17 protein-coding genes and 1 riboswitch are annotated in these 20,136 nt (G+C 46.5%); of the genes, 10 read left to right on the top strand and 7 right to left on the bottom strand.

Annotated elements, in window-relative coordinates:
* The first annotated feature begins 15 nt into the window (after positions 1 to 15).
* Positions 16 to 975: a sporulation protein gene (locus tag BLR88_RS13060; RefSeq protein WP_057897605.1), complete on the top strand. Its 960-nt coding sequence runs from the start codon at positions 16 to 18 to the stop codon at positions 973 to 975.
* Between the two features lie 60 nt (positions 976 to 1,035).
* Here the strand turns inward: BLR88_RS13060 and BLR88_RS13055 are convergent, their stop codons facing one another.
* From BLR88_RS13055 to dapD, 4 genes are all read right to left on the bottom strand, one after another.
* Positions 1,036 to 1,446 (bottom strand): thiol-disulfide oxidoreductase DCC family protein, encoded by a 411-nt coding sequence (locus BLR88_RS13055; protein ID WP_091260877.1) that lies wholly within the window; start codon positions 1,444 to 1,446, stop codon positions 1,036 to 1,038.
* 98 nt (positions 1,447 to 1,544) lie between these two features.
* Entirely contained in the window at positions 1,545 to 2,189 is a 645-nt protein-coding gene (locus BLR88_RS13050) for a nitroreductase family protein (RefSeq protein WP_057897607.1), read from the bottom strand.
* A gap of 142 nt (positions 2,190 to 2,331) precedes the next feature.
* Positions 2,332 to 3,456: an N-acetyldiaminopimelate deacetylase gene (locus BLR88_RS13045; RefSeq protein ID WP_091260875.1), complete on the bottom strand. Its 1,125-nt coding sequence runs from the start codon at positions 3,454 to 3,456 to the stop codon at positions 2,332 to 2,334.
* A gap of 42 nt (positions 3,457 to 3,498) precedes the next feature.
* Entirely contained in the window at positions 3,499 to 4,209 is a 711-nt protein-coding gene (gene dapD, locus BLR88_RS13040; protein WP_057900219.1) for a 2,3,4,5-tetrahydropyridine-2,6-dicarboxylate N-acetyltransferase, read from the bottom strand.
* 312 nt (positions 4,210 to 4,521) lie between these two features.
* Between dapD and BLR88_RS13035 the strand changes: the two genes are divergently transcribed.
* The gene (locus BLR88_RS13035; RefSeq protein WP_057897609.1) at positions 4,522 to 4,734 is read left to right on the top strand and encodes a hypothetical protein; all 213 of its coding nucleotides are present in this window, start codon (positions 4,522 to 4,524) and stop codon (positions 4,732 to 4,734) included.
* A gap of 129 nt (positions 4,735 to 4,863) precedes the next feature.
* The gene (locus BLR88_RS13030; protein ID WP_057897610.1) at positions 4,864 to 6,300 is read left to right on the top strand and encodes an NAD-dependent malic enzyme; all 1,437 of its coding nucleotides are present in this window, start codon (positions 4,864 to 4,866) and stop codon (positions 6,298 to 6,300) included.
* Positions 6,301 to 6,384: 84 nt separating this feature from the next.
* Here the strand turns inward: BLR88_RS13030 and BLR88_RS13025 are convergent, their stop codons facing one another.
* Positions 6,385 to 7,365 (bottom strand): NAD(P)H-quinone oxidoreductase, encoded by a 981-nt coding sequence (locus tag BLR88_RS13025; protein WP_057897611.1) that lies wholly within the window; start codon positions 7,363 to 7,365, stop codon positions 6,385 to 6,387.
* Between the two features lie 95 nt (positions 7,366 to 7,460).
* On the opposite strand from BLR88_RS13025, the gene BLR88_RS13020 reads away from it, so the two are divergent.
* Complete coding sequence (locus BLR88_RS13020) at positions 7,461 to 7,946, top strand: hypothetical protein (RefSeq protein ID WP_057897612.1); 486 nt, start codon at positions 7,461 to 7,463, stop codon at positions 7,944 to 7,946.
* Between the two features lie 104 nt (positions 7,947 to 8,050).
* Here the strand turns inward: BLR88_RS13020 and BLR88_RS13015 are convergent, their stop codons facing one another.
* Entirely contained in the window at positions 8,051 to 9,046 is a 996-nt protein-coding gene (locus BLR88_RS13015) for a class I SAM-dependent methyltransferase (RefSeq protein ID WP_175493626.1), read from the bottom strand.
* 165 nt (positions 9,047 to 9,211) lie between these two features.
* Positions 9,212 to 11,938 (bottom strand): aconitate hydratase AcnA, encoded by a 2,727-nt coding sequence (gene acnA / locus BLR88_RS13010; RefSeq protein WP_057897613.1) that lies wholly within the window; start codon positions 11,936 to 11,938, stop codon positions 9,212 to 9,214.
* Between the two features lie 223 nt (positions 11,939 to 12,161).
* Here acnA and BLR88_RS13005 point away from each other — a divergent pair, with 223 nt between their 5' ends.
* The 6 genes from BLR88_RS13005 (at position 12,162) to metH (ending at position 20,119) form a co-directional block, all read left to right on the top strand.
* Positions 12,162 to 12,911, top strand: a complete 750-nt coding sequence (locus BLR88_RS13005; protein WP_057897614.1) for an IclR family transcriptional regulator — start codon at positions 12,162 to 12,164, stop codon at positions 12,909 to 12,911.
* Positions 12,912 to 12,950: 39 nt separating this feature from the next.
* A complete protein-coding gene (locus BLR88_RS13000) occupies positions 12,951 to 13,265 on the top strand; it encodes a hypothetical protein (RefSeq protein ID WP_057897615.1) in 315 nt (104 codons plus the stop codon).
* Positions 13,266 to 13,496: 231 nt separating this feature from the next.
* Complete coding sequence (locus BLR88_RS12995; RefSeq protein WP_057897616.1) at positions 13,497 to 13,949, top strand: NfeD family protein; 453 nt, start codon at positions 13,497 to 13,499, stop codon at positions 13,947 to 13,949.
* Positions 13,950 to 13,973: 24 nt separating this feature from the next.
* Positions 13,974 to 14,915, top strand: a complete 942-nt coding sequence (locus tag BLR88_RS12990) for an SPFH domain-containing protein (protein ID WP_057897617.1) — start codon at positions 13,974 to 13,976, stop codon at positions 14,913 to 14,915.
* 357 nt (positions 14,916 to 15,272) lie between these two features.
* Positions 15,273 to 16,355, top strand: a complete 1,083-nt coding sequence (locus BLR88_RS12985; protein WP_057897618.1) for an HD-GYP domain-containing protein — start codon at positions 15,273 to 15,275, stop codon at positions 16,353 to 16,355.
* A 97-nt stretch (positions 16,356 to 16,452) separates the two neighbouring features.
* A riboswitch (SAM riboswitch) is annotated at positions 16,453 to 16,558 on the top strand.
* Between the two features lie 99 nt (positions 16,559 to 16,657).
* Positions 16,658 to 20,119 (top strand): methionine synthase, encoded by a 3,462-nt coding sequence (gene metH / locus BLR88_RS12980; protein WP_091260886.1) that lies wholly within the window; start codon positions 16,658 to 16,660, stop codon positions 20,117 to 20,119.
* The last annotated feature ends 17 nt before the right edge of the window (positions 20,120 to 20,136 follow it).

The following is a 20,136-nucleotide window of genomic DNA, read 5'->3' as shown; positions in this document are numbered from 1 at the left end:
AAGGGAGTCGTTGAGATGTTCAAAAAGATGATGGCGAAGCTGGGATTCGGGTCGGCCAGAGTAGATCTGGTACTTCGCAATAGCGAGTTTATACTTGGCGATACAGTCGAAGGAGAGCTTGTGATTCAGGGTGGTGCCGTCGAACAATACATAAAAAAAATCGACGTTCAGTTTATGATGGCCATTCGCACGAAGCAAAACGAATACAGGCAGGCTATTGCTACCATTCCGTTTGCCTGCAATTTTAATATTGGGGCGGAAGAAAGAAAGGTGTTTCCGTTTCGGTATGAATTGCCGAAAGATCTGCTGATTTCAAGCCATACGGTAGCATATTATTTTGTGACCAATCTCGATATTGCAGCGGGGGTAGACAATCAGGACCGCGACTACATTCGCGTTAATCCGCCGCAGCGCTTCCAAAACATTATTGCTGCTTTTGAGCAGTTAGGCTTTCGCGAAAAACATGATTCCCGCAAGTTCAACGGCTACGCACAGGAGTTTGAGTTTTTCCCGACCACATTTTTGCGGGACAGGGTAAAAGAAGTAGAGTTTATCGCTGCTATCGAAGAGGAGCAAATCCGCCTGTTGCTTGAATTGGATCTGCCTTCCTTTGGACATGAGGTGGAAATCAAACACGAAGTTGCGCTTTCCAACGAGCTGCTTGCTGATCCTGCAAGTGTGGCAGACTATTTGCGCGGTGTGATGGAAGAAATGGTAGACAATCCGCACGCGTATCTCCATCAACGCTCAATGATGGAACATGACCATCATCACCACCGTCATGGTGGCTTTGCCGGGGCGATGGGCGGCTTTGCTGCCGGTTTGCTTGGCGGTATGATTTTGTCTGAGATTATGGATGAAGTGATGGACGGTGTAGGAGGGGGAGACGCAATCGAAAGCGCGTTTGACGGCGGGGACGACGGAGGCGGTTTCGGTGACTTCTTCGGTGATATGTTTGACGGTGGAGACGAATAATCATACATGGAAAACGGAAGCCCCGGAACAAATTCGGGGCTTCTTCTCATGCTTTAACTTTTATTTCAGAAAGCGCTCGCCTATGTCCGGGGGCGGTAGCATACATGTTTCTCGCTTTCCAAACCAGCGATAGCGATTGCGAGCAACCCAATTATATATTATATCTCGAAGCGGACGGGGAACCATGATGAATACATACAACAGGGACCAAATTCCGCCTAGTTTACGTGCCACACGGAGCGCTGCGGATGATTTGGTATATGCTTTGCCATTGTCTAGCAGTATGACACTGTTGAGTGTATCGCTAGGCAGACCGTATTGTTGCAGTAAGCGCTGGCCTGTATTCGATTGTAAGGAAGCGAAACGAAAGTTTCTCTGCGGATCGCGTGGAATGATAAACTTTACCGCCTGATTGCAGAGATTGCATACTCCGTCAAAAAGCAGAATGGTATTATGGGAAGAAACGCCCATGAGAAAAAGCCTCCTGTTTTATTGTATAGAGCAAGGGCGAACACTAAAAACAGAAAAACGACAGGAAGCCGCGAAGCGGCTTTTCTGCCGTTGCTTGTTCATATAATATGTAAAATCTCTTCCACTGGTTTGCGCGGCAATTTCGCCGGAGTTTCGGCCGGATATCCAAGCGCGATAACCATGTTAATTTGTTTTTCTGACCCGATTTGTAAATAGTCACGCAACCGCTCTTGAGCTAGCAATACAGGGCCTGTCATTGGGCAAGTTGCCATTCCCATCGCGTGAGCGGCAAGCATGAGATTCTGCGCCGCAAGGCAACTGCTTTTAATTCCTTCTTCTTCCCATACGGAGGATGAGATCATTCCAAGCGGCTCAAAAATTTTGTCTCGGAACTTGGAAGTATAAGGCGTAGCCAAGCAAACAATGAGTGCAGGCGCACCGGTAAATGCGGTGGCGTATGGCCCGAACGATCTTGTAAGCAAGCGACCTTCCTTCTGCAGCCCTCGTTTTTGTGCTTCATTCGCAATTTTATGCAATTCTTCCCATGTCATATCGGAAATTTCTTGAATCTTTTGTTTATCTAAAATCGCGATAAATTCCCATGTTTGTGAGTTGGTATCGCTTGGCGCGTATCTGGCGCAGTCAATCAGTTCTTTCACTTGCTCCGCGCTAACGGGCTGTTCTGTAAACTTCCGGACGCTTCGCCGTCCCAGCACAATCTCTTTAAATTCATTGTATTCCATTGTTTGGTTTCACCCGCTTTTTTTCTTATCTCAAACAAGCAGTATTATTATATCATAAAGTATTGACACCTGATAATAAATATTAACGCGAAAATAGAGCGGACAAAAAGTGCCGCTCTATTTTTATTGGATTTGATGACTTTTACGAAGCTTTCCACGAAAGATATTGTGTAAGCACGCGAATGGCGACTTCAATCGCACTTTCATTCGGCTCGATTTTCGCGTGGTGCAGTCCGTATGGCGTATCGACACCGAGCCAGAAGAGAAAACCTGGAATTTCGGCGAGGAAGTAGCCGAAGTCCTCACCGGTCATCGCAGTTTTACATTCGATAAGGGCGGCGACACCCGTATCTTTTACCCAGTTCATAAACTCGTGGGTCAGCGTTTCATCATTGTATACCTGGCAGTAGTTCGCTCCATAGTCAATCGCAGCTTGGCATTCAAAGCCAGCTTCTGTACCGCGGACGAGCGCTTCGATGCGCGACTTTACTTTTTGCATTGATTCCATTGAAAGGGTGCGGATCGTTCCTTCAAGGCGGGCTTTCTCAGCGATAATGTTTTGTTTTGTGCCACCTTCGATTTTTCCGATTGTAACAACTGCGGAGTCGAGCGGATCAATATTGCGGGAGACGATGCTTTGCAGTTGGGTTGCCAGATGGGCCGCCGCAATGACCATATCGTTGGCTGTATGCGGGAACGCCGCATGACCGCCCTTGCCGTATAAATCGATGAACAGCTCGGATGTATTGGCGAACAGGATGCCCGGTTTTAGCGCTATCGTACCCACCGGATATTCTGGCGCGATGTGCAGGGCAAAAATAGCATCCGGGCGCCATTCATTGAATTCTTCGCTTGCGAGCATCGGCTGCGCGCCTCCCGGGCCTTCTTCCGCAGGTTGAAAAATAAAAATTAAATCGTCTTTCACCTGATTTTCCACAAAGTATGTCAGTACACCAAGCGCAATAGCCATGTGCATATCGTGGCCGCAGGCGTGCATATAGCCCGGATGTGTAGACTTGAATGCATAGGATGTTTCTTCTGGGATGGGCAACCCGTCCATATCGGCCCTGTATCCAAGTCGTTTAGTAGGATTTGCCCCTTTTACCTTGATGAGAATGCCAGTGCGCCATGTTTTAATTTCCATTCGTTCCTGTGGAAGTGTGGCCAAATAGTCTAGCAAAAAGCGTTGGGTTTTAAACTCCGCAAATCCCGGTTCCGGGATCTTGTGAAGTTCACGGCGAATCGCAATGAAGGGCTGCGCGTTCATGGTGATGTTCCTCTCACCTCCTACTGCTACCTCATGGGTACATTACAGCTGGCGAAGTTCTTGTTTGATCTCTGTTTTTGCCTTTGTTTTTTCATCAATCTGTTTGATGACGCGCGCCGGTGTGCCGCCTACCACCGTGTATGGCGGCACGTCTTCAATGACGACTGCGCCAGCCGCAACAACTGCGCCTTTTCCGACACGTACACCTTCAAGAATTACAGCATTCGCACCGACAACGACATCATCTTCAATAACAACTGGTGTTGCGGATGGCGGCTCGATCACGCCTGCGATGACTGCGCCGGCACCGATATGGCAATTCTTTCCGATGGTGCCGCGGCCGCCGACAACAGCGTTCATGTCAATCATTGTTCCTTCGCCGATAACCGCGCCGATGTTAATCATGGCGCCCATCATGATTACGGCGTTGTTGCCGATTTCTACTTGATCACGAATAATCGCGCCCGGTTCAATGCGCGCTTGGATGTTTTTCATATCAAGTAGAGGAATGGCGGAATTGCGGCGGTCGTTTTCCACTACGTAGTCCTCGATTTTGTCTTTGTTAGCTTCAAGTGCCGGCTGGATGTCTTTCCAGTCACCGAACAGTACGCCTACATTGCCTGTAATGAAAGATTTAGTATTTGCCCCGAAGTCGATTCCATCAATATTACCTTTAATATGTACTTTAACCGGAGTTTTCTTTTCACTTTTTTGGATAAATTCGATAATTTGCTGAGCGTTCATTTCTTTCATGAATGCTTTCTCTCCCTTCTTGCCTGTTTCAAAGAATAAAAATGCAATGAGCTGTTTGTTTCTCATTGCATTATACCATCTTGGTTTAAGAAGTTAAACGACTAAAGACGAAAAGTTCTGCATCTGGATGGATCGCCTTTTATGATTACATCACGTAGGATTGCCCCGCTATTGTGCTATATATTGTACCGTTTTTGTCGCAGCCAAGCGAGAAGTAACAGCACTATGTTAGCTTTTCCGCTTAAGGAAAGGGTATGCTTTTGTTTTTTTCCTTCATACTAAAAGAGAGAACCGTAACGTGAGGTGAAAAGTATGTATCAGCCATTTGATATTACGCTGGCGCATAGGCTTGCCGATCAGTTGATCGAATGTGCGACAAGCCTAAAGGAAAAGACACAGTCACCGGAGCAAGTACAGCAGCATCTTGTCCGGCTTACTTCCATTATAAATAGTTTGCATTCACTGGCAAACGGAGCGGAGGAAGCGGGTATGAATCCGATTTATAACCGTGGAGACATAAGATAAAGTACGGTACGAATTTTGCAAAAATGCTTCCGGTCTTTTCTTTTTCCGAGATTTAAGGTTAAAATAAACTGTTGTATTATTGTTCACAATCTCGTCATTTTTCAGCATTGGCGGGAAAAGGAGGAGACTATGAAGCCATTTACATCTTTAGGAACGAGTATTATTTTGCGCCTGGAAATGGATGCGCGCAAGGTAAACTTCGTGGATATTGCGACAGCGGTAAGCAAAGCGAACGGCGACATTGTGGCAATGGACGTTGTTCACTCGTCCAATGAAGATACGGTGCGTGACTATACAATTAATACGAAAAGCAGAGCTCAGGTGAGCGAAGTCATCAAAAGTATCGAGATGTTGCCTGGCGTGAAAATTGTAAGCGTATCGGATCGGACGTTTTTGAGCCATATCGGTGGTAAAATCGAAATAAAACCGAAGATCCCCATTCAAAACCGGGAAGATCTGTCCCGCGTATATACGCCGGGTGTGGCGAACGTGTGTGAAGCGATTGCAGAAGATCCGTATAAAGCGTACAAGCTGACCATTAAGCGCAATACGGTAGCGATTGTAAGCGACGGTACCGCCGTTCTCGGTCTTGGTGACATTGGCCCTTATGCGGCGATGCCGGTAATGGAAGGAAAAGCGATGCTGTTTAAACAATTGGCAAACGTGGATGGATTCCCGATTTGCCTTGATACGAAAGACACGAATGAAATTATCGAAACGATCGCCCGCATGGCACCAGCATTTGGCGGAATTAATCTGGAAGATATCTCCGCGCCGCGTTGCTTTGAAATCGAAAAAGCGCTGCGCGAGCGCCTGGATATTCCGGTATTTCATGATGACCAGCATGGTACGGCGGTTGTCATTCTGGCCGGCCTATTGAACGCGCTGAAAATCGTTGGCAAAGATATTGAAAACGTAAAAATTGTTGTAACAGGCATGGGAGCAGCAGGTGTAGCGTGCACGAAGATTTTGCTCAACGCTGGCGCCAAGCAGGTTATTGGCGTAGACCGCGATGGTATTTTGTCCCGCTCCGTTTCTTATGAGAACCCTGTGTGGGAAGAGATCGCGCAAATGACAAATCCTGATAATATGCAGGGACAATTGGCGGATGCGCTCGTAGGTGCGGATGTATTTATTGGGGTATCGCGTGGTAACATTCTTACCAAAGAGATGGTACAGACAATGGCAAAAGATCCGATTGTGTTTGCTATGGCCAACCCGCAGCCGGAGATTGATCCGGAAGAAGCAGCAGGCGTCGTACGTGTACTTGCGACCGGGCGTTCTGATTATCCGAACCAAATTAACAACGTGCTTTGCTTCCCGGGCGTTTTCCGTGGTGCTTTTGATTGCCGCGCGACAGACATTAACGAAGAGATGAAAGTCGCGGCGGCGCACGCTATTGCATCGATTATCAGCGATGAAGAATTGAACGAGCAATACATTATCCCAAGCGTATTTAATGAAAAAGTTGTAAAGAAAGTGCGGGATGCCGTAGTGGATGCGGCCATTAAGACAGGTGTCGCCCGCAAAATTCCACGGGACAAGCGCACGAAAGAAACAGTATAATCGAGGTCGACAACGACAGCAGGCAAAAGCGTTTCGGCACAATAACCGAAGCGCTTTTGTTTGTACCTTGTATGTGGTATTCCACTACTTTTTGATTTGTAAAACGATTTTTCCGGTGTTTTTGTTGCTTTCCATATACTCGTGCGCTTCTTGCGCCTGCTCCCAATCCCAGACAGAATCGATGATCGGTTTTAAGCGGCCGTCTTGGAAGCGCGGCATAGCGAACGATGTGAATTCTTTTGTGAGCGCGATTTTATCCGCGACTGAACGGGAGCGGAGCGCGGTTCCGATGACTTGCAGGCGCCGGCGCAGGAGTTGTCCGAGATCGAGTGCTGGCACTTTGCTACCGCCCATGATACCAATGATAATGAGGCGCCCGTCTATGGCGAGAGAGGAAAGGTTTTGTTCCCAGTACGGCGCACCGATAAAGTCAAGAATAATATTGACGCCTTTGCCATTTGTCGCTTCTTTCACTGCTGGTGCGAAAGGGCCGGCTTTATAATCGAGCGCGAGACTGGCCCCTAGCTCCAGGCATGTTGTTCGCTTTGTTTCTGTCCCAGCAGTGACAATAGAAATTGCTCCTGCTTCCCGTACAAGCTGGATGGCGGCTGTGCCAACGCCACTTGCACCCGCGTGAATCAGCACGGTATGCCCCGCCTTAAGGCCACCCAGCCAGAATAAGTTAAGATAGGCGGTTAAAAATACTTCCGGAATGGCGGCCGCCTCTTCAAAAGAGAAAGAATCCGGAATACGGATGGCCATTTCGGCGGGAATGACCACTTTTTCCGCATAACCGCCGCCAGGCAAAAGCGAACACACACGATCTCCCGGCTTCCAGCCAGTTACATGTTTTCCCACTTTTTCAACAACTCCGGCCATTTCCAGTCCCAGGATGTCCGTTGTACCTGGAGGCGGGGGATAGAGACCACGTTTTTGTACGAGATCGGCACGGTTCAGTGCGGTGGCATATACGCTGACGAGCAGTTCGTCTTCTTTCGGAACAGGATCTTCAGCTTCCCCGATATAAAGACGCCGCGTTTTTTCTTCAACAAGCACTGCTTTCATGTGACTTCCTCCTTATGTACATATCGTTCAAACTAGAAGCTAACCACTATTTTATGATATCGTATTAAAGAAGATAAAGGAAAGGACAGGGAAAGATGAGCACGTCTTTGCGCGCTAAGAAAGTCATTATGTCGGAAGAACTTGAAGAGCGACTGGAAAATGTACAGGAGCTTAGGAAAGAGGAATACGAAACATATGTTTTGGTGAAGGATCGTACGACGGGAGAACATTATGTCCGTTATACGCAGCGTCATTTGAACATCATGGAGGGCGGAGTTGAAGATGTATTCGATCATTTGTTGCCCGTAAGCACGGACGATGTGCTGGCGATTGTTTTCGGAGAGCAGGATTATACGTATCCTACAGAATGGAAGCAAAAATATCTCCGCGGCAGCAATGTAGATCCGTACGTATGGTTTGATCCGACCGATCTCCCGGCGGATCCGAACGACGATTCGCTTGGCAAAGAGATTTACGGGATGCTTGAGACATTTAAAGCAAAGAAAAATTTCGATGATCAAGCGATTGCAAAGCTGTTCAAACAAATTGATGATATGCTTGAGAATAAAGATAAAAAGTAAAAAGATGGGGTTGCCTATCATAAAGGGGGAACCCCACATCGTCATCAAGCTGCAATCAAACGGCTACTTCTGGCATCCCAAATTTTCATGGTGCATCCGTTGCCTCATGTTACTCGAATGACTTTAGTAACATGTTTTCTGTTTACATTAGAAAATGATGTTTTGTTATTCGACAAATTTTGGGTGTCTATTTCTTGAGTCGCTACAACGTATGCTTTGTTTAATGATACTAATAATTCTTCCATAAACGGAAGACCTGGCGCGTAAATAAAACTTCCTTCAATTTTTAGCGATTCTAGAATTTCCATATACTTTTTTGCGTATAATTCAAACTTTCCGTGGACTCTTAAATGATGATGCATAAACTGGTTTGAAAAAGCCATATGAGAAATAACAGTCCCCCAAGTATTTGGTGTAAAAGTGTATTCAAGCCAGTTCGCTTTATATAAGTAATTCATTGTATGTACATTTCTATCTATTCCAAACGCTTCAATCCCGTTCTTTCTGAGGAAACGGACTAAATTTGCTTGTGAACCGCAACCGATATCCAAGACGGGTTGCTTAATTGTATCTAAATGAATGTTTAATAATTTCATTTGGAACTCAGGAGTATATTCAGCGCATTTTATTGTGAACAAATAGGGACTTTCTTTATACTTTTTAAAGATTTCAGTCCCGTTCGATTCTAATAAGAAAATTTTCAAATTTTGGTAATGTAAATGAAACAAACACTCCACTTCTTTATTAGACATTTGCTCTTTTTGATTACCTATAACATAAATTTGTTCAAATAAATCCCCATAGATTTTTTGAAGCTTACGGTGATCTTCATGATTAAAATCCAAATATTGATTCGCTTGTATAAATAATCTGATAACTTTGTCTGCAATATCCTCTAGCAATTGTTGATATGTACCCTCTGACTTTGTCGCTCTTATAAATTGCGCGACTTCTTTCAGGTTTCTTTTGAATAACCTGGTCGTTTCTTCGGAAGCGTTCAATCCCGTTCTGCCATTTGTTAACGTGTAAAAAAGACTCTTGTTTTGATTGTAGAGTAACTGCTGCTCTGTTATACGATAGAAGTCTGAGACTGTAAGCATATTTTCCCTCCTTTTTTCATCAGAATTGATAAAAGGATTATATAAATGATTTTAATCACAATATATATCCAGTAACATATTTTTTATACAATTTTTTTGAACTGATGGGTTTTCCATAAAAAAAAGAAGAGGGGAAGAACCCTCCTCTTTTGTAGATGGACGGAATTATACTTCAGCTTTTGCTTCTTTTGCGATTTGACGCAGAACGGTTTGCAGGATACCACCGTTGCGGTAGTATTCGATGTCAACCGCACTGTCCAGACGTACGCGTACATCAAACTCGAATGTTGAGCCGTCTTGGCGGGTTGCTGTTACTTTAATGATCTGACCCGGTTTAATGTTATCATTCAGATCAGTAATATCGAATGTTTCCGTACCTGTGATACCTAGTGTTTCCGCGTTTGTGCCTTCCGCGAATTGCAGCGGCAGTACGCCCATGCCTACCAGGTTGCTGCGGTGTATACGCTCGAAGCTTTCCGCGATTACCGCTTTTACGCCAAGCAAGAATGTTCCTTTGGCAGCCCAGTCACGGGAGCTTCCGGTACCGTACTCTTTGCCCGCGATAACAACCAGCGGAGTGCCGGATTCCTTATATTTCATAGCGGCATCGTAGATCGGCATAACTTCACCGGTCGGCAGGTACGTTGTTACGCCGCCTTCGGTGCCCGGTGCCATTTTGTTGCGGATACGGATGTTTGCGAATGTACCGCGCATCATTACTTCATGGTTACCGCGACGGGAACCGTAAGAGTTGAAATCTTTGCGCTCTACGCCGCGTTCAGACAGATAGATACCAGCCGGGCTTGTTGGAGCGATGTTACCGGCAGGCGAGATATGGTCCGTCGTTACGGAGTCGCCAAGGAAGGCAAGCGCTCGTGCGCCCACGATTTCTTTGATTTCGCCCGCTTCGGAACTCAAGCCGGAGAAGAACGGCGGATGCGCGATGTACGTGGAGTTTTCATCCCACTCATACAGTTGTCCTTCCGGATATTCGATTTCGTTCCAACGCGGATTTGCTTTAAATACGTTGCTGTATTCTTCTTCAAACATTTCCGGTTGAACAGCGGAATGAATCGCTTCCTTGATTTCGTCATTTGTCGGCCAAATATCCTTCAGATATACCGGCTGACCGTCTTTGCCCGTTCCGATCGGTTCAGCAGACAAATCGATGTCAACCGTACCTGCGAGCGCGTATGCCACAACAAGCGGCGGAGAAGCGAGGTAGTTCGCTTTTACTTGGGCATGCACCCGGCCTTCGAAGTTACGGTTACCGGAAAGCACAGCGGCTACTGTTAGGTCATTTTCCGCGATGGCGTTGCTAACTTCTTCCGGCAGCGGGCCGCTGTTACCGATACAGGTTGCACAACCGTAACCTGCGATGTAGAAACCAACTTTTTCAAGGTATGGCAGGAGCCCTGCTTTTTCAAGATACTTCGTAACAACACGGGAACCAGGTGTTAAGCTTGTTTTTACGTATTCAGGTTTTACAAGCCCTTTCTCAACAGCTTTCTTTGCTACAAGACCTGCACCCAGCATTACGCTCGGGTTGGATGTGTTCGTACAGCTTGTAATAGCCGCAATCACAACCGCGCCTGTACTGAGTTCAGAAGTTTTGCCGTTTTTATGTGTAATCGTAACTTTCTTTTCGATTTGTTTGTCGTCCAGACCGAAGCCGCCTTTGTCAATTGGTGTACGCAGCGCATTGTTGAACGCTTCTTTCATTGCTGTCAGTTCAATGCGGTCTTGTGGACGTTTCGGGCCGGCAAGGGTCGGGACGATAGAGCCGAGGTCGAGTTCAAGCGTTTCAGAGAATACCGGATCCGGAGTGTCATCCGTACGGAAAAGCCCTTGCTCTTTGTAATACGCTTCAACCAGCGCGACTTGCTCTTCGCTGCGGCCAGTGGAACGCAGGAAATTGAGCGTTTCTTCATCCACTGGGAAGAAGCCCATTGTTGCGCCGTACTCAGGGGCCATGTTCGCAACGGTTGCCCGGTCTGCCAGGCTGATGTTGCTTAAGCCAGGGCCGTAGAACTCAACAAATTTGCCGACTACTCCTTTTTTGCGCAGAATGTTAACAATAGTCAGCGCCAGGTCGGTAGCTGTTGCGCCTTCAGCTAGGCTTCCTGTCAGCTTGAAACCGACAACTTCAGGTGTTACGAAGTACAGCGGCTGACCAAGCATGCCCGCTTCTGCTTCGATACCACCGACGCCCCAGCCTACTACGCCGAGACCATTGATCATGGTTGTATGGGAGTCTGTACCTACGAGAGAATCCGGGAAGACTTCTACTTCGCCGTCCACTTCTTTTGTAGCAGCTACAGACGCAAGATATTCAAGGTTTACTTGGTGAACGATACCGGTTGCCGGAGGAACCGCACGGAAGTTGTTGAATGCGGTTTGTGCCCAGCGCAAGAAGCGGTAACGCTCAGCGTTGCGTTCGAATTCAAGTTTCATGTTGTTTTCCAGCGCTTCCGGGTTTCCGAAGTCGTCTACCATTACGGAGTGGTCGATAACGAGATCAACCGGAACGAGCGGATTAATGCGTTCAGGATCGCCACCCATTTCTTTCATTGCCAGACGCATTGCAGCGAGGTCAACCACTGCCGGTACGCCGGTGAAGTCCTGCAAAACAATACGCGCAGGAGTGAACGGAACTTCCTGATTTGGGTCGCGCTCTTCTGTCCAAGTTGCCAGCTTTTTTACGTGTTCTTCCGTAATGGCTACGCCGTCGAATTGGCGGACAGCCGCTTCAAGAAGAACCTTTATAGAAAAAGGAAGTTTTGAAATCGGACCAAGCCCTTGGTCTTCTAACGCTTTAAGGGAATAGTAGGCGTATTTCTTGTTGCCTACTTGCAAAGTCGAACGCACAGAGTAAGCATCTTTCTTTGCCAAGTTAATAACCTCCTTCATAAGATTTGTCTTGTGTTTCACTGAATGAAACTGAGTTTCTGTTTCCGATAACATTATACTTCTTTTTTTCGTAAACGTACACTATATTTTTCGATTTTTTTTTTGAAACGGGCTCATAGTTTACGAGGGAACGGGCAATAAGGTATAATGTCATATATTGCAACACGGTTTCGTCAAATGAAACTTTAGCAGGAAGGTGAACAGGATGGATGCTTCCGAAAATAAGATGACGGTGCGGGCGGCTGACCGCGCCCTTGATATATTGCTTTGTTTTATTGATGAAAAAGAACTGACGCTTACGGAAATTGCCCGCAAAGTCGAACTTAACAAAAGTACGGTATACCGCCTATTAGGTTCATTGGAGAATAAAGGGTTTTTGACGCGTAACCTTGATACGGAAAAATATCAACTGGGATTCCGCATCTGGCAGCTGTCGGCTAATTTGCCGCAGGAAGATGATCCGGCCAAGATTTTGTTGCCTGAAATGATTAGGTTGCGTGATCAGGTTGGTGAGACGATCAGCCTATATGTTCGCAACGAGAATGAACGAATCCGCGTGCAGGCGGTAGAAAGCAACGAAACGATCCGTCGGGTGGCTCCTATTGGGGCACATTTGCCACTTTCGGTCGGCGCTTCTAGCAAAGTGTTGGTTGCCTATTCTTCCCCTGAAGTTCAACAGAAAGTTCTGGCGGATCCATCCTGGCCTTCTTCGATTGATAAAAAAGCTTATATGGAGCAATTGGAGGAGATCAGGAAGAGAGGATATGCCACAAGCTATGAGGAACGGGAGAAAGGAGCGGCAGCGGTGGCGGTGCCGTTGTTTAACAGAAGAGGTGAACTGGTAGCGGCACTATCTGTATCAGGACCTTCGAATCGCCTGACGCTTGAGCGGATGATGGAAAATTTGCCCTATGTTATGGTGGCGGCCAAACGAATGGGGTCTATGCTAAAATGAAAACGGAAAGCACACTCAAACAGAAACGAGGAGGCAAACATGGAACAGACGTATCGGTTGAACCTGACTCCATTGCAGGTGGAAGTGCTGCTGGATACGACGCGCGGTTTTGTGGATAACAAGAAGTTATTGCATGTACCGACGGCGAATGGAGAATTGGCCGGCCTACCGCTGACGGAAGCGGCACTGAGCTGGCTGCTTGATCGATATCGTGAGGCAAATGAAGAGAAAGGAGAAGTGCTTGTCACGCTGTGCTCGGCAGATGTAAAAAACACAGCCGTGACCATTACATATTCGTCACAGCAAAAGACATTGGCTTATGATGTCAATCTTGCTGAATTTGATGAACAATAGAATATTATTGCGCGGATTATCAAAGGTCAATATTCAGTTTTTTTTCTTACGTGTAGCTATAGTATAACAGCGCAGGTTTTGAATATTCATTTGATTTCGTTGCTTTTGGGTAGCTGGATCGGTGTACGAAATGCGAACGGCAACATTCCAGGTCCTTATTTTTTGAATTAATGAAACTTTTGTAAAAAAATTACGTACATGTAAGTAACGGAGCTGGAAGGAGGGTGGGAAATGGAGTGGCTGGTAAGTCAATTATCAGTATGGATGATGTGGTTTCTTCTTGCATTTGGACTCCTTATTGCTGAATTTACTTTATCAGGATTTGTGGCCCTTTTCTTTGCATTAGGGGCAGGTCTAGCAGGGATCGTCGCCATTTTTACCCCGAACTTAGTGATACAAGTGACCGTTATGCTCATCGCTTCTATCATTGGCATTATATTAGGAAGGGAAGTTCTTATAGACAGGTTTGGAGTGAATGACGATGTTATTCGTACTAATGTGGATGCGATGATCGGAAATAAGGCGATCGTTACAAAGACAATTTCTCCAACTGAAAAAGGAATCGTTAAGTATGGAGGACAATCATGGACAGCGGCCAGCGTCGGAAACCAAACGTTTACTGAAGGGGAAACGGTCGTTATTTATGAGGTTCAAGGAGTTACTTTGTTTGTAGATAAACAATAAATAAAAGGAAGGAGAGGGAGAAAAATGATAGTAGAGAATTTGTTTCCGGTATTGTTTGCTATCATTATTATTGGTGTTGTCGTTTCCCTTGCTTTTTCATCCGTTCAACTTGTTCGTCAGTCAGAAGTGCGTATTGTTGAGCGTCTTGGTAAATTTCAGCGGGAATTGGGATCCGGCCTGTATTTTATCGTGCCGATTTTAGATCGTGTAGTAGCCCGTTGGGATATGAGAACACAAATCATTAACTCCATGCCGCAACCGGTAATTACAAAAGATAATGTAACAATGAAGATTGATACACTCATTTATTACCGAATTACTGATGCGAAAGCAGCAACATATGAAATTAACGGATTAAAAGAAGGAATTGCTAACCTTGCAGTGACTGCGCTGCGTAATGAGATCGGAAATATGAACCTTGATGAGACGCTAAACTCCCGGGATAAAATTAATGCAGCGCTGCAAATCAAAATGGATGAAGCAACGAATAACTGGGGAGTAAAAGTCGAGCGCGTAGAAATGAAAGAAATTATTCCTCCTCACGATATTGAAGAAGCGATGAAGCAAGAAATGACAGCAGAACGTGAGAAACGGGCAAAAATCCTGAAAGCGGAAGGGGATCGCGAATCCGCCATCAAGAACGCGGAAGGAAATAAGCAAAAACAAATCCTTGAAGCAGAAGGGGAAATGGAATCCCGCATTCGCCGTGCAGAAGGGGAAGCGAAAGCGATTGAATTGGTTGCTGCAGCCCAGAAAAAGCAAATTTATGAAGTGTTCTCTGCTTTGAAAGAAGTGAAGGCCGACGATAGCGTGATTGCGCTACGCTATATTGAAGCCTTAGAAAAATTGGCTGAAAGCGACAATAAAGTGTTTATTCCATATGAGGCTACCGGCCTTATGGGAAGTGTAGGAGCGGTTAAAGATTTACTGCAATCATCACAGAGTAATATGAGGGTGGATAAATAGAAAACCACATAGCTATGAGTTATAACTCTGACATGAAAGCAATAGACATAAGCGTCAGTCAATGTAGTGAGATATTAAGAGAAAGTAGAAAAAGATGATAAACAATCGGGTGAAGGAAAAAGCAGGAAAAAACGAATGCTTTTTCCTTCTTTTTTTAGCTGTTTGTAGGAAGAATTTGCGGCTTGCTCGTCGTTGCTTTCTTCCAGGAAGAGCGTATAGAACGAATATCATCAAGCTCAAAAAAATTTATGCGTTTTCATAAATCTATTATCTTAAAACCATTTTCCTGTGATAAAATTTAATCAGAACAAAAATAAGCATAAATACCTATGAAAATTAAGAAAGTAGGGTTTGTTCGTGAAAAAAGTGCATATTCGTTCTGTAAAACCGGGGGATAAAATTGCAAAGACAATTTTATCGGAAGCAGGACAGGTGTTGTTGGCCGCCGGACTTGAATTAAGCCAACGTTACATTGACCGGTTAAAAGCGCTAGGCATAGATACGGTATATATTGAAGATGAGCATACGGACGATATTGTACCGGAGGATGTGCTCAGTGATACGACGCGCAAAAAAGCGGTGGAGACTGTATACAAAATGATGACAGGGCTTATGGATCAACCAAAGGTAACAGGACGGATAGCGATGCCAGATATGGGCAAGGTATTCCGGAATGTTTTTGGCAACATACTAGGAGATTTAAGCGGAAGAAAGGATATTATGGTAAATCTTGTAAATCTTCATTCGCTGGGTGGTTACCTGTTTCATCATTCGGTCAATGTGGCGGTACTGGCTGGAATTATTGGGTTGGCCAAAGGGTACAATCGGGAGCAGCTCATGGATCTTGGCGTGGGAGCGTTGCTGTTCGACATAGGTATGATTATGTTACCGAAGGATCTGTGGAATAAGAAGACGATGCTAACTGAGGAAGAGCGGGCGTATATTGAAAACCATACAGAAGACGGATTTAATATTTTGCGTTACCAGTACGATATGTCCCTTCTTTCCGCTCATTGTGCGCTGCAACATCATGAACGGTATAACGGGTCCGGTTATCCGCGCAAACTGGAGAAAGATCAAATTCATGAATACGCGCAAATTGTCGGTATAGCCGATGTGTATGATGCGCTTACTTCCCATCGCTCACATCGTCAGCATTATACACCTAATGAAGCGCTGGAATACTTGTTTGCTTCCGGAAATACCCTGTTTGACCTAGAATTGGTGAAATTGTTCGTAAAACATATTGCCGCCTATCCTATAGCGTCTACCGTCGTATTGAATACAGGACAAATTGGGGTCGTATCTCATGTTCATCCGAATGCTGTGCATAGACCAATCGTTCGGATTGTGCAAGAACGTGATGGTACGGTAGTAAAGGCTCCGTATGAAATTGATCTAAAAACCCATACTAATATTGTGATTACACGTACGTTATGAAAGAAATCACGAGATGTATAAAAATTTCTATTGACTCTTTTCAGATATTGATTAATAATTAGTTAAAAGTTAGTTAGAAAAGTGAAAATAAAAACGATTCTTATCCAGAGTAGGCTGAGGGACTGGCCCAATGACGCCCGGCAACCGGTATATTATATACACGGTGCCAATTCCAGCAGGATTCGTTTCCTGAAAGATAAGGATTTCGCGTTTTGATGAAGATGCAGAGACCTCCCTTCTTTCAGGAGGTCTTTTTTATTTTGTACGTGAGCGAATTTGTGTCAGAAAAGGGGACGATGATGATGAGCGGAGTGACAGCAGTAAAAACGAAACCGGCACTTGAAAATCAACTTCAGAAAAAAATTTTGATTATTGATGGAGCGATGGGCACGATGCTGCAACAGGCGGGGCTCGGGCCGGAAGACTTTGGCGGTGAGCAGTATGAAGGATGCAATGAAATACTGAACCTAACGCGCCCGGACGTGATTCGTAACATTCACGAAACTTATTTGGAAGCAGGAGCGGACATCATTGAGACCAACACATTTGGCGCCACATCCATTGTGCTTGCGGAGTACGATTTACAGCACTGTGCCCGGGAAATTAACCTGGCAGCAGCTCGGCTGGCACGGGAGGCGGCAGATAAATACTCTACGCTGGAATGGCCTCGTTATGCCGCCGGCTCGATCGGGCCGACCACTAAAACCTTATCCGTTACCGGCGGTGTAACCTTTGAAGAACTGGTGGAAGCATACTATGAGCAGGCGCTGGCTTTGATTGAAGGCGGGGTGGATGTGCTACTGCTGGAGACGGTTCAAGATACGTTGAATGTAAAAGCGGGCGGTATTGGCGTACAGCGGGCGTTCGAAGCGGCGGGACGTAAGCTCCCTATTATGATTTCAGGCACAATTGAGCCGATGGGTACTACGCTTGCTGGTCAGAATATTGAGGCTTTTTATATTTCTTTAGAGCATTTGCAACCCGTGTCTATTGGATTGAATTGCGCGACAGGCCCGGAATTTATGCGTGATCATATTCGAACGTTATCCGCCATGGCGAATTGCGCGGTCAGCTGTTATCCAAATGCTGGCCTTCCGGACGAGAACGGGCATTACCACGAGTCCCCGCAGGCGTTGGCGACCAAATTGGCCGGATTCGCCGAGCAAGGTTGGATTAACGTGGCGGGTGGCTGTTGTGGCACGACGCCTGATCATATTCGTGCCATCGCGGAAGCGCTCAAAGATTATCAACCGCGCAGACCGCAGGGACTAAGCACGCACGCGGTTTCCGGCATTGAACCTGTATATCTGGAACAGGACAATCGCCCGCTTTTTGTGGGAGAACGGACGAATGTAATCGGCTCGAAGAAATTTCGCGATTTGATCAAAGAAGGGAAGTATGAAGAAGCTTCAGAAATTGCTCGTGCACAGGTAAAGCGGGGCGCGCATGTTATTGATATCTGTCTGGCCGATCCGGATCGCGATGAAGCGGCCGATATGGAGGCTTTTTTGAAATTTGTTGTACGTAAAGTTAAGGTTCCGCTCATGATCGATTCCACAGACCCTAAAGTTGTCGCTTTGGCGCTGAAGTATTCCCAGGGAAAAGCAATTATTAACTCTATCAATCTGGAAGACGGTGAAGAACGTTTCGCTGAAGTAGCGCCTTTATTGAAGAAGTTTGGCGGAGCGGTGGTCGTTGGCACGATCGATGAGAAAGGAATGGCAGTGTCGCGTGACCGCAAGCTGGAAGTAGCCGAGCGTTCGTATCATCTACTGGTAAATAAATATGGCCTGAACCCGCGGGATTTAATTTTCGATCCGCTCGTGTTTCCAGTTGGCACGGGCGATGAAGCATACATCGGTTCTGCGCGCGAGACGATTGAAGGTATTCGCCTGATTAAAGAAAAATATCCGGAATGCCAGACCATTCTGGGCGTAAGCAATGTGTCATTCGGCTTGCCGCCCGCGGGTCGGGAAGTACTGAACGCCGTGTATTTATATCACTGCACGAAAGCGGGACTTGATTATGCTATCGTCAACACGGAGAAATTGCAGCGCTTCGCTTCCATTCCGGAAGAAGAGCGTGAGCTGGCGGAAGCGTTACTGTTCGAGACAACAGATGAGTCGCTGGCGAAGTTTACGGATTTTTACCGCGCGAAAAAAGTGGAAAAGAACGAGGAAAAGTCTAACCTGACGCTGGAAGAACGACTGGCACGTTATGTAGTGGAAGGAACGAAAGAAGGATTGATTCCGGATTTGGAAGAGGCGCTGAAAAAGTATGCCCCACTGGATATTATTAATGGGCCGCTGATGAACGGCATGGATGAAGTAGGGCGCTTGTTCAATGATAACCAGCTTATTGTCGCCGAAGTGTTGCAGAGCGCGGAAGTAATGAAGGCGGCGGTGGCGTATTTGGAGCCGTTTATGGAAAAAACAGAGACGTCCATCAAGGGAACGGTGTTGCTCGCAACAGTAAAAGGTGATGTGCATGACATTGGAAAAAACCTGGTCGAAATTATTCTCGGCAACAACGGCTATAAAATCGTCAATCTGGGAATTAAAGTGCCGCCGGAACGGCTGATTGAAGCCTGCCGTCAGGAGATGCCTGATATTATCGGACTGTCCGGACTGCTGGTGAAGTCAGCGCAACAGATGGTGACAACCGCGCAAGACCTAAAAACAGCCGGTATCAATGTTCCGATTCTTGTCGGTGGCGCGGCGCTGACGCGGAAGTTCACCGAGACTCGGATTGCACCTGAGTACGATGGTCTTGTGCTGTATTCTAAAGACGCGATGAACGGATTGGAACTGGCCAATAAGCTCATGAATCCAAAGGAGTATGCTGTTCTGGAAAAAGCGGCCAAGGCGAAAGGACAGGAGCAGGTGGCTGCGACGACGGAAGTGAAAGAAGTCATGGTGGACATCAGCGCGCCCAAGCGTTCGGATGTCAGCGTGAATGCGCCGGTATTTATTCCGCCGGATTTCGAGCGCCACGTATTGCGCGACTATCCACTTACGCACCTGCAACCGTACGTAAACTTGCGCATGTTGCTTGGTAAGCATCTTGGCGTCCGCGGCAATGTGGAGAAGCTGCTGGCGGAAGGTGACCCGAAGACAGTGGAAGTAAAACAAATTGTCGACGAATTATTGGCGGAAGCGAAAAAAACCGGGCTCATAAAAGCGCAGGGCGTATACCGTTTTTTCCCGGCGCAGTCGAAAGGCGAAGAAATCCATATTTACGACCCGAATGATTCCAGCAACGTGCTGAAAACATTCCGATTCCCACGGCAGAAAAAGGCACCGTACCTTTGTTTGGCTGATTTCGTTAAACCGACAGAGAGCGGCGTCATGGATTATGTGGCATTTCTTGTAGTCACCGCCGGCGAAGGGATTCGCGAGAAGGCGGAAGAGTGGAAAGAGAAAGGCGATTATCTCCGCTCTCATGTTTTACAGGCACTGGCGCTGGAGCTGGCGGAAGCGTTCGCGGAACGTTTGCATCATATTTTGCGCGACGTGTGGGGCTTTCCGGACCCGGCTAATATGACGATGCAGGAGCGTTTCGGTGCCCGTTATCAGGGGCTCCGCGTTTCCTTCGGCTATCCGGCATGCCCGGATTTGGAAGATCAAAAGTTGCTGTTTGATTTGTTACGTCCGGAAGACATCGGTGTTCAATTGACGGACGGTTGCATGATGGAACCGGAAGCTTCCGTCTCGGCCATGGTGTTCTCTCACCCGGAAGCCCGTTATTTTAATGCTGATGAATAAACAAAGGAAAGGGGAGA

Source organism: Aneurinibacillus thermoaerophilus (assembly GCF_900099925.1).
Lineage (GTDB): Bacteria > Bacillota > Bacilli > Aneurinibacillales > Aneurinibacillaceae > Aneurinibacillus > Aneurinibacillus thermoaerophilus.
Note: the sequence above shows the minus strand (reverse complement) of the source record. Positions and strands in the feature narration are given on the sequence as shown.

What these genes read in the sequence shown, in the direction of transcription:
- BLR88_RS13020 (WP_057897612.1), top strand. Translation starts at nt 7,461, where the DNA reads ATGAGCACGTCTTTGCGCGCTAAGAAAGTCATTATGTCGGAAGAACTT.
- dapD (WP_057900219.1), bottom strand. Translation starts at nt 4,209, where the DNA reads ATGAAAGAAATGAACGCTCAGCAAATTATCGAATTTATCCAAAAAAGT.
- BLR88_RS12995 (WP_057897616.1), top strand. Translation starts at nt 13,497, where the DNA reads ATGGAGTGGCTGGTAAGTCAATTATCAGTATGGATGATGTGGTTTCTT.
- BLR88_RS13005 (WP_057897614.1), top strand. Translation starts at nt 12,162, where the DNA reads ATGGATGCTTCCGAAAATAAGATGACGGTGCGGGCGGCTGACCGCGCC.
- BLR88_RS12990 (WP_057897617.1), top strand. Translation starts at nt 13,974, where the DNA reads ATGATAGTAGAGAATTTGTTTCCGGTATTGTTTGCTATCATTATTATT.
- BLR88_RS13050 (WP_057897607.1), bottom strand. Translation starts at nt 2,189, where the DNA reads ATGGAATACAATGAATTTAAAGAGATTGTGCTGGGACGGCGAAGCGTC.
- BLR88_RS13060 (WP_057897605.1), top strand. Translation starts at nt 16, where the DNA reads ATGTTCAAAAAGATGATGGCGAAGCTGGGATTCGGGTCGGCCAGAGTA.
- BLR88_RS13030 (WP_057897610.1), top strand. Translation starts at nt 4,864, where the DNA reads ATGAAGCCATTTACATCTTTAGGAACGAGTATTATTTTGCGCCTGGAA.
- BLR88_RS13000 (WP_057897615.1), top strand. Translation starts at nt 12,951, where the DNA reads ATGGAACAGACGTATCGGTTGAACCTGACTCCATTGCAGGTGGAAGTG.
- BLR88_RS13035 (WP_057897609.1), top strand. Translation starts at nt 4,522, where the DNA reads ATGTATCAGCCATTTGATATTACGCTGGCGCATAGGCTTGCCGATCAG.
- BLR88_RS13045 (WP_091260875.1), bottom strand. Translation starts at nt 3,456, where the DNA reads ATGAACGCGCAGCCCTTCATTGCGATTCGCCGTGAACTTCACAAGATC.
- BLR88_RS13055 (WP_091260877.1), bottom strand. Translation starts at nt 1,446, where the DNA reads ATGGGCGTTTCTTCCCATAATACCATTCTGCTTTTTGACGGAGTATGC.
- BLR88_RS13025 (WP_057897611.1), bottom strand. Translation starts at nt 7,365, where the DNA reads ATGAAAGCAGTGCTTGTTGAAGAAAAAACGCGGCGTCTTTATATCGGG.
- metH (WP_091260886.1), top strand. Translation starts at nt 16,658, where the DNA reads ATGAGCGGAGTGACAGCAGTAAAAACGAAACCGGCACTTGAAAATCAA.
- BLR88_RS13015 (WP_175493626.1), bottom strand. Translation starts at nt 9,046, where the DNA reads ATGCTTACAGTCTCAGACTTCTATCGTATAACAGAGCAGCAGTTACTC.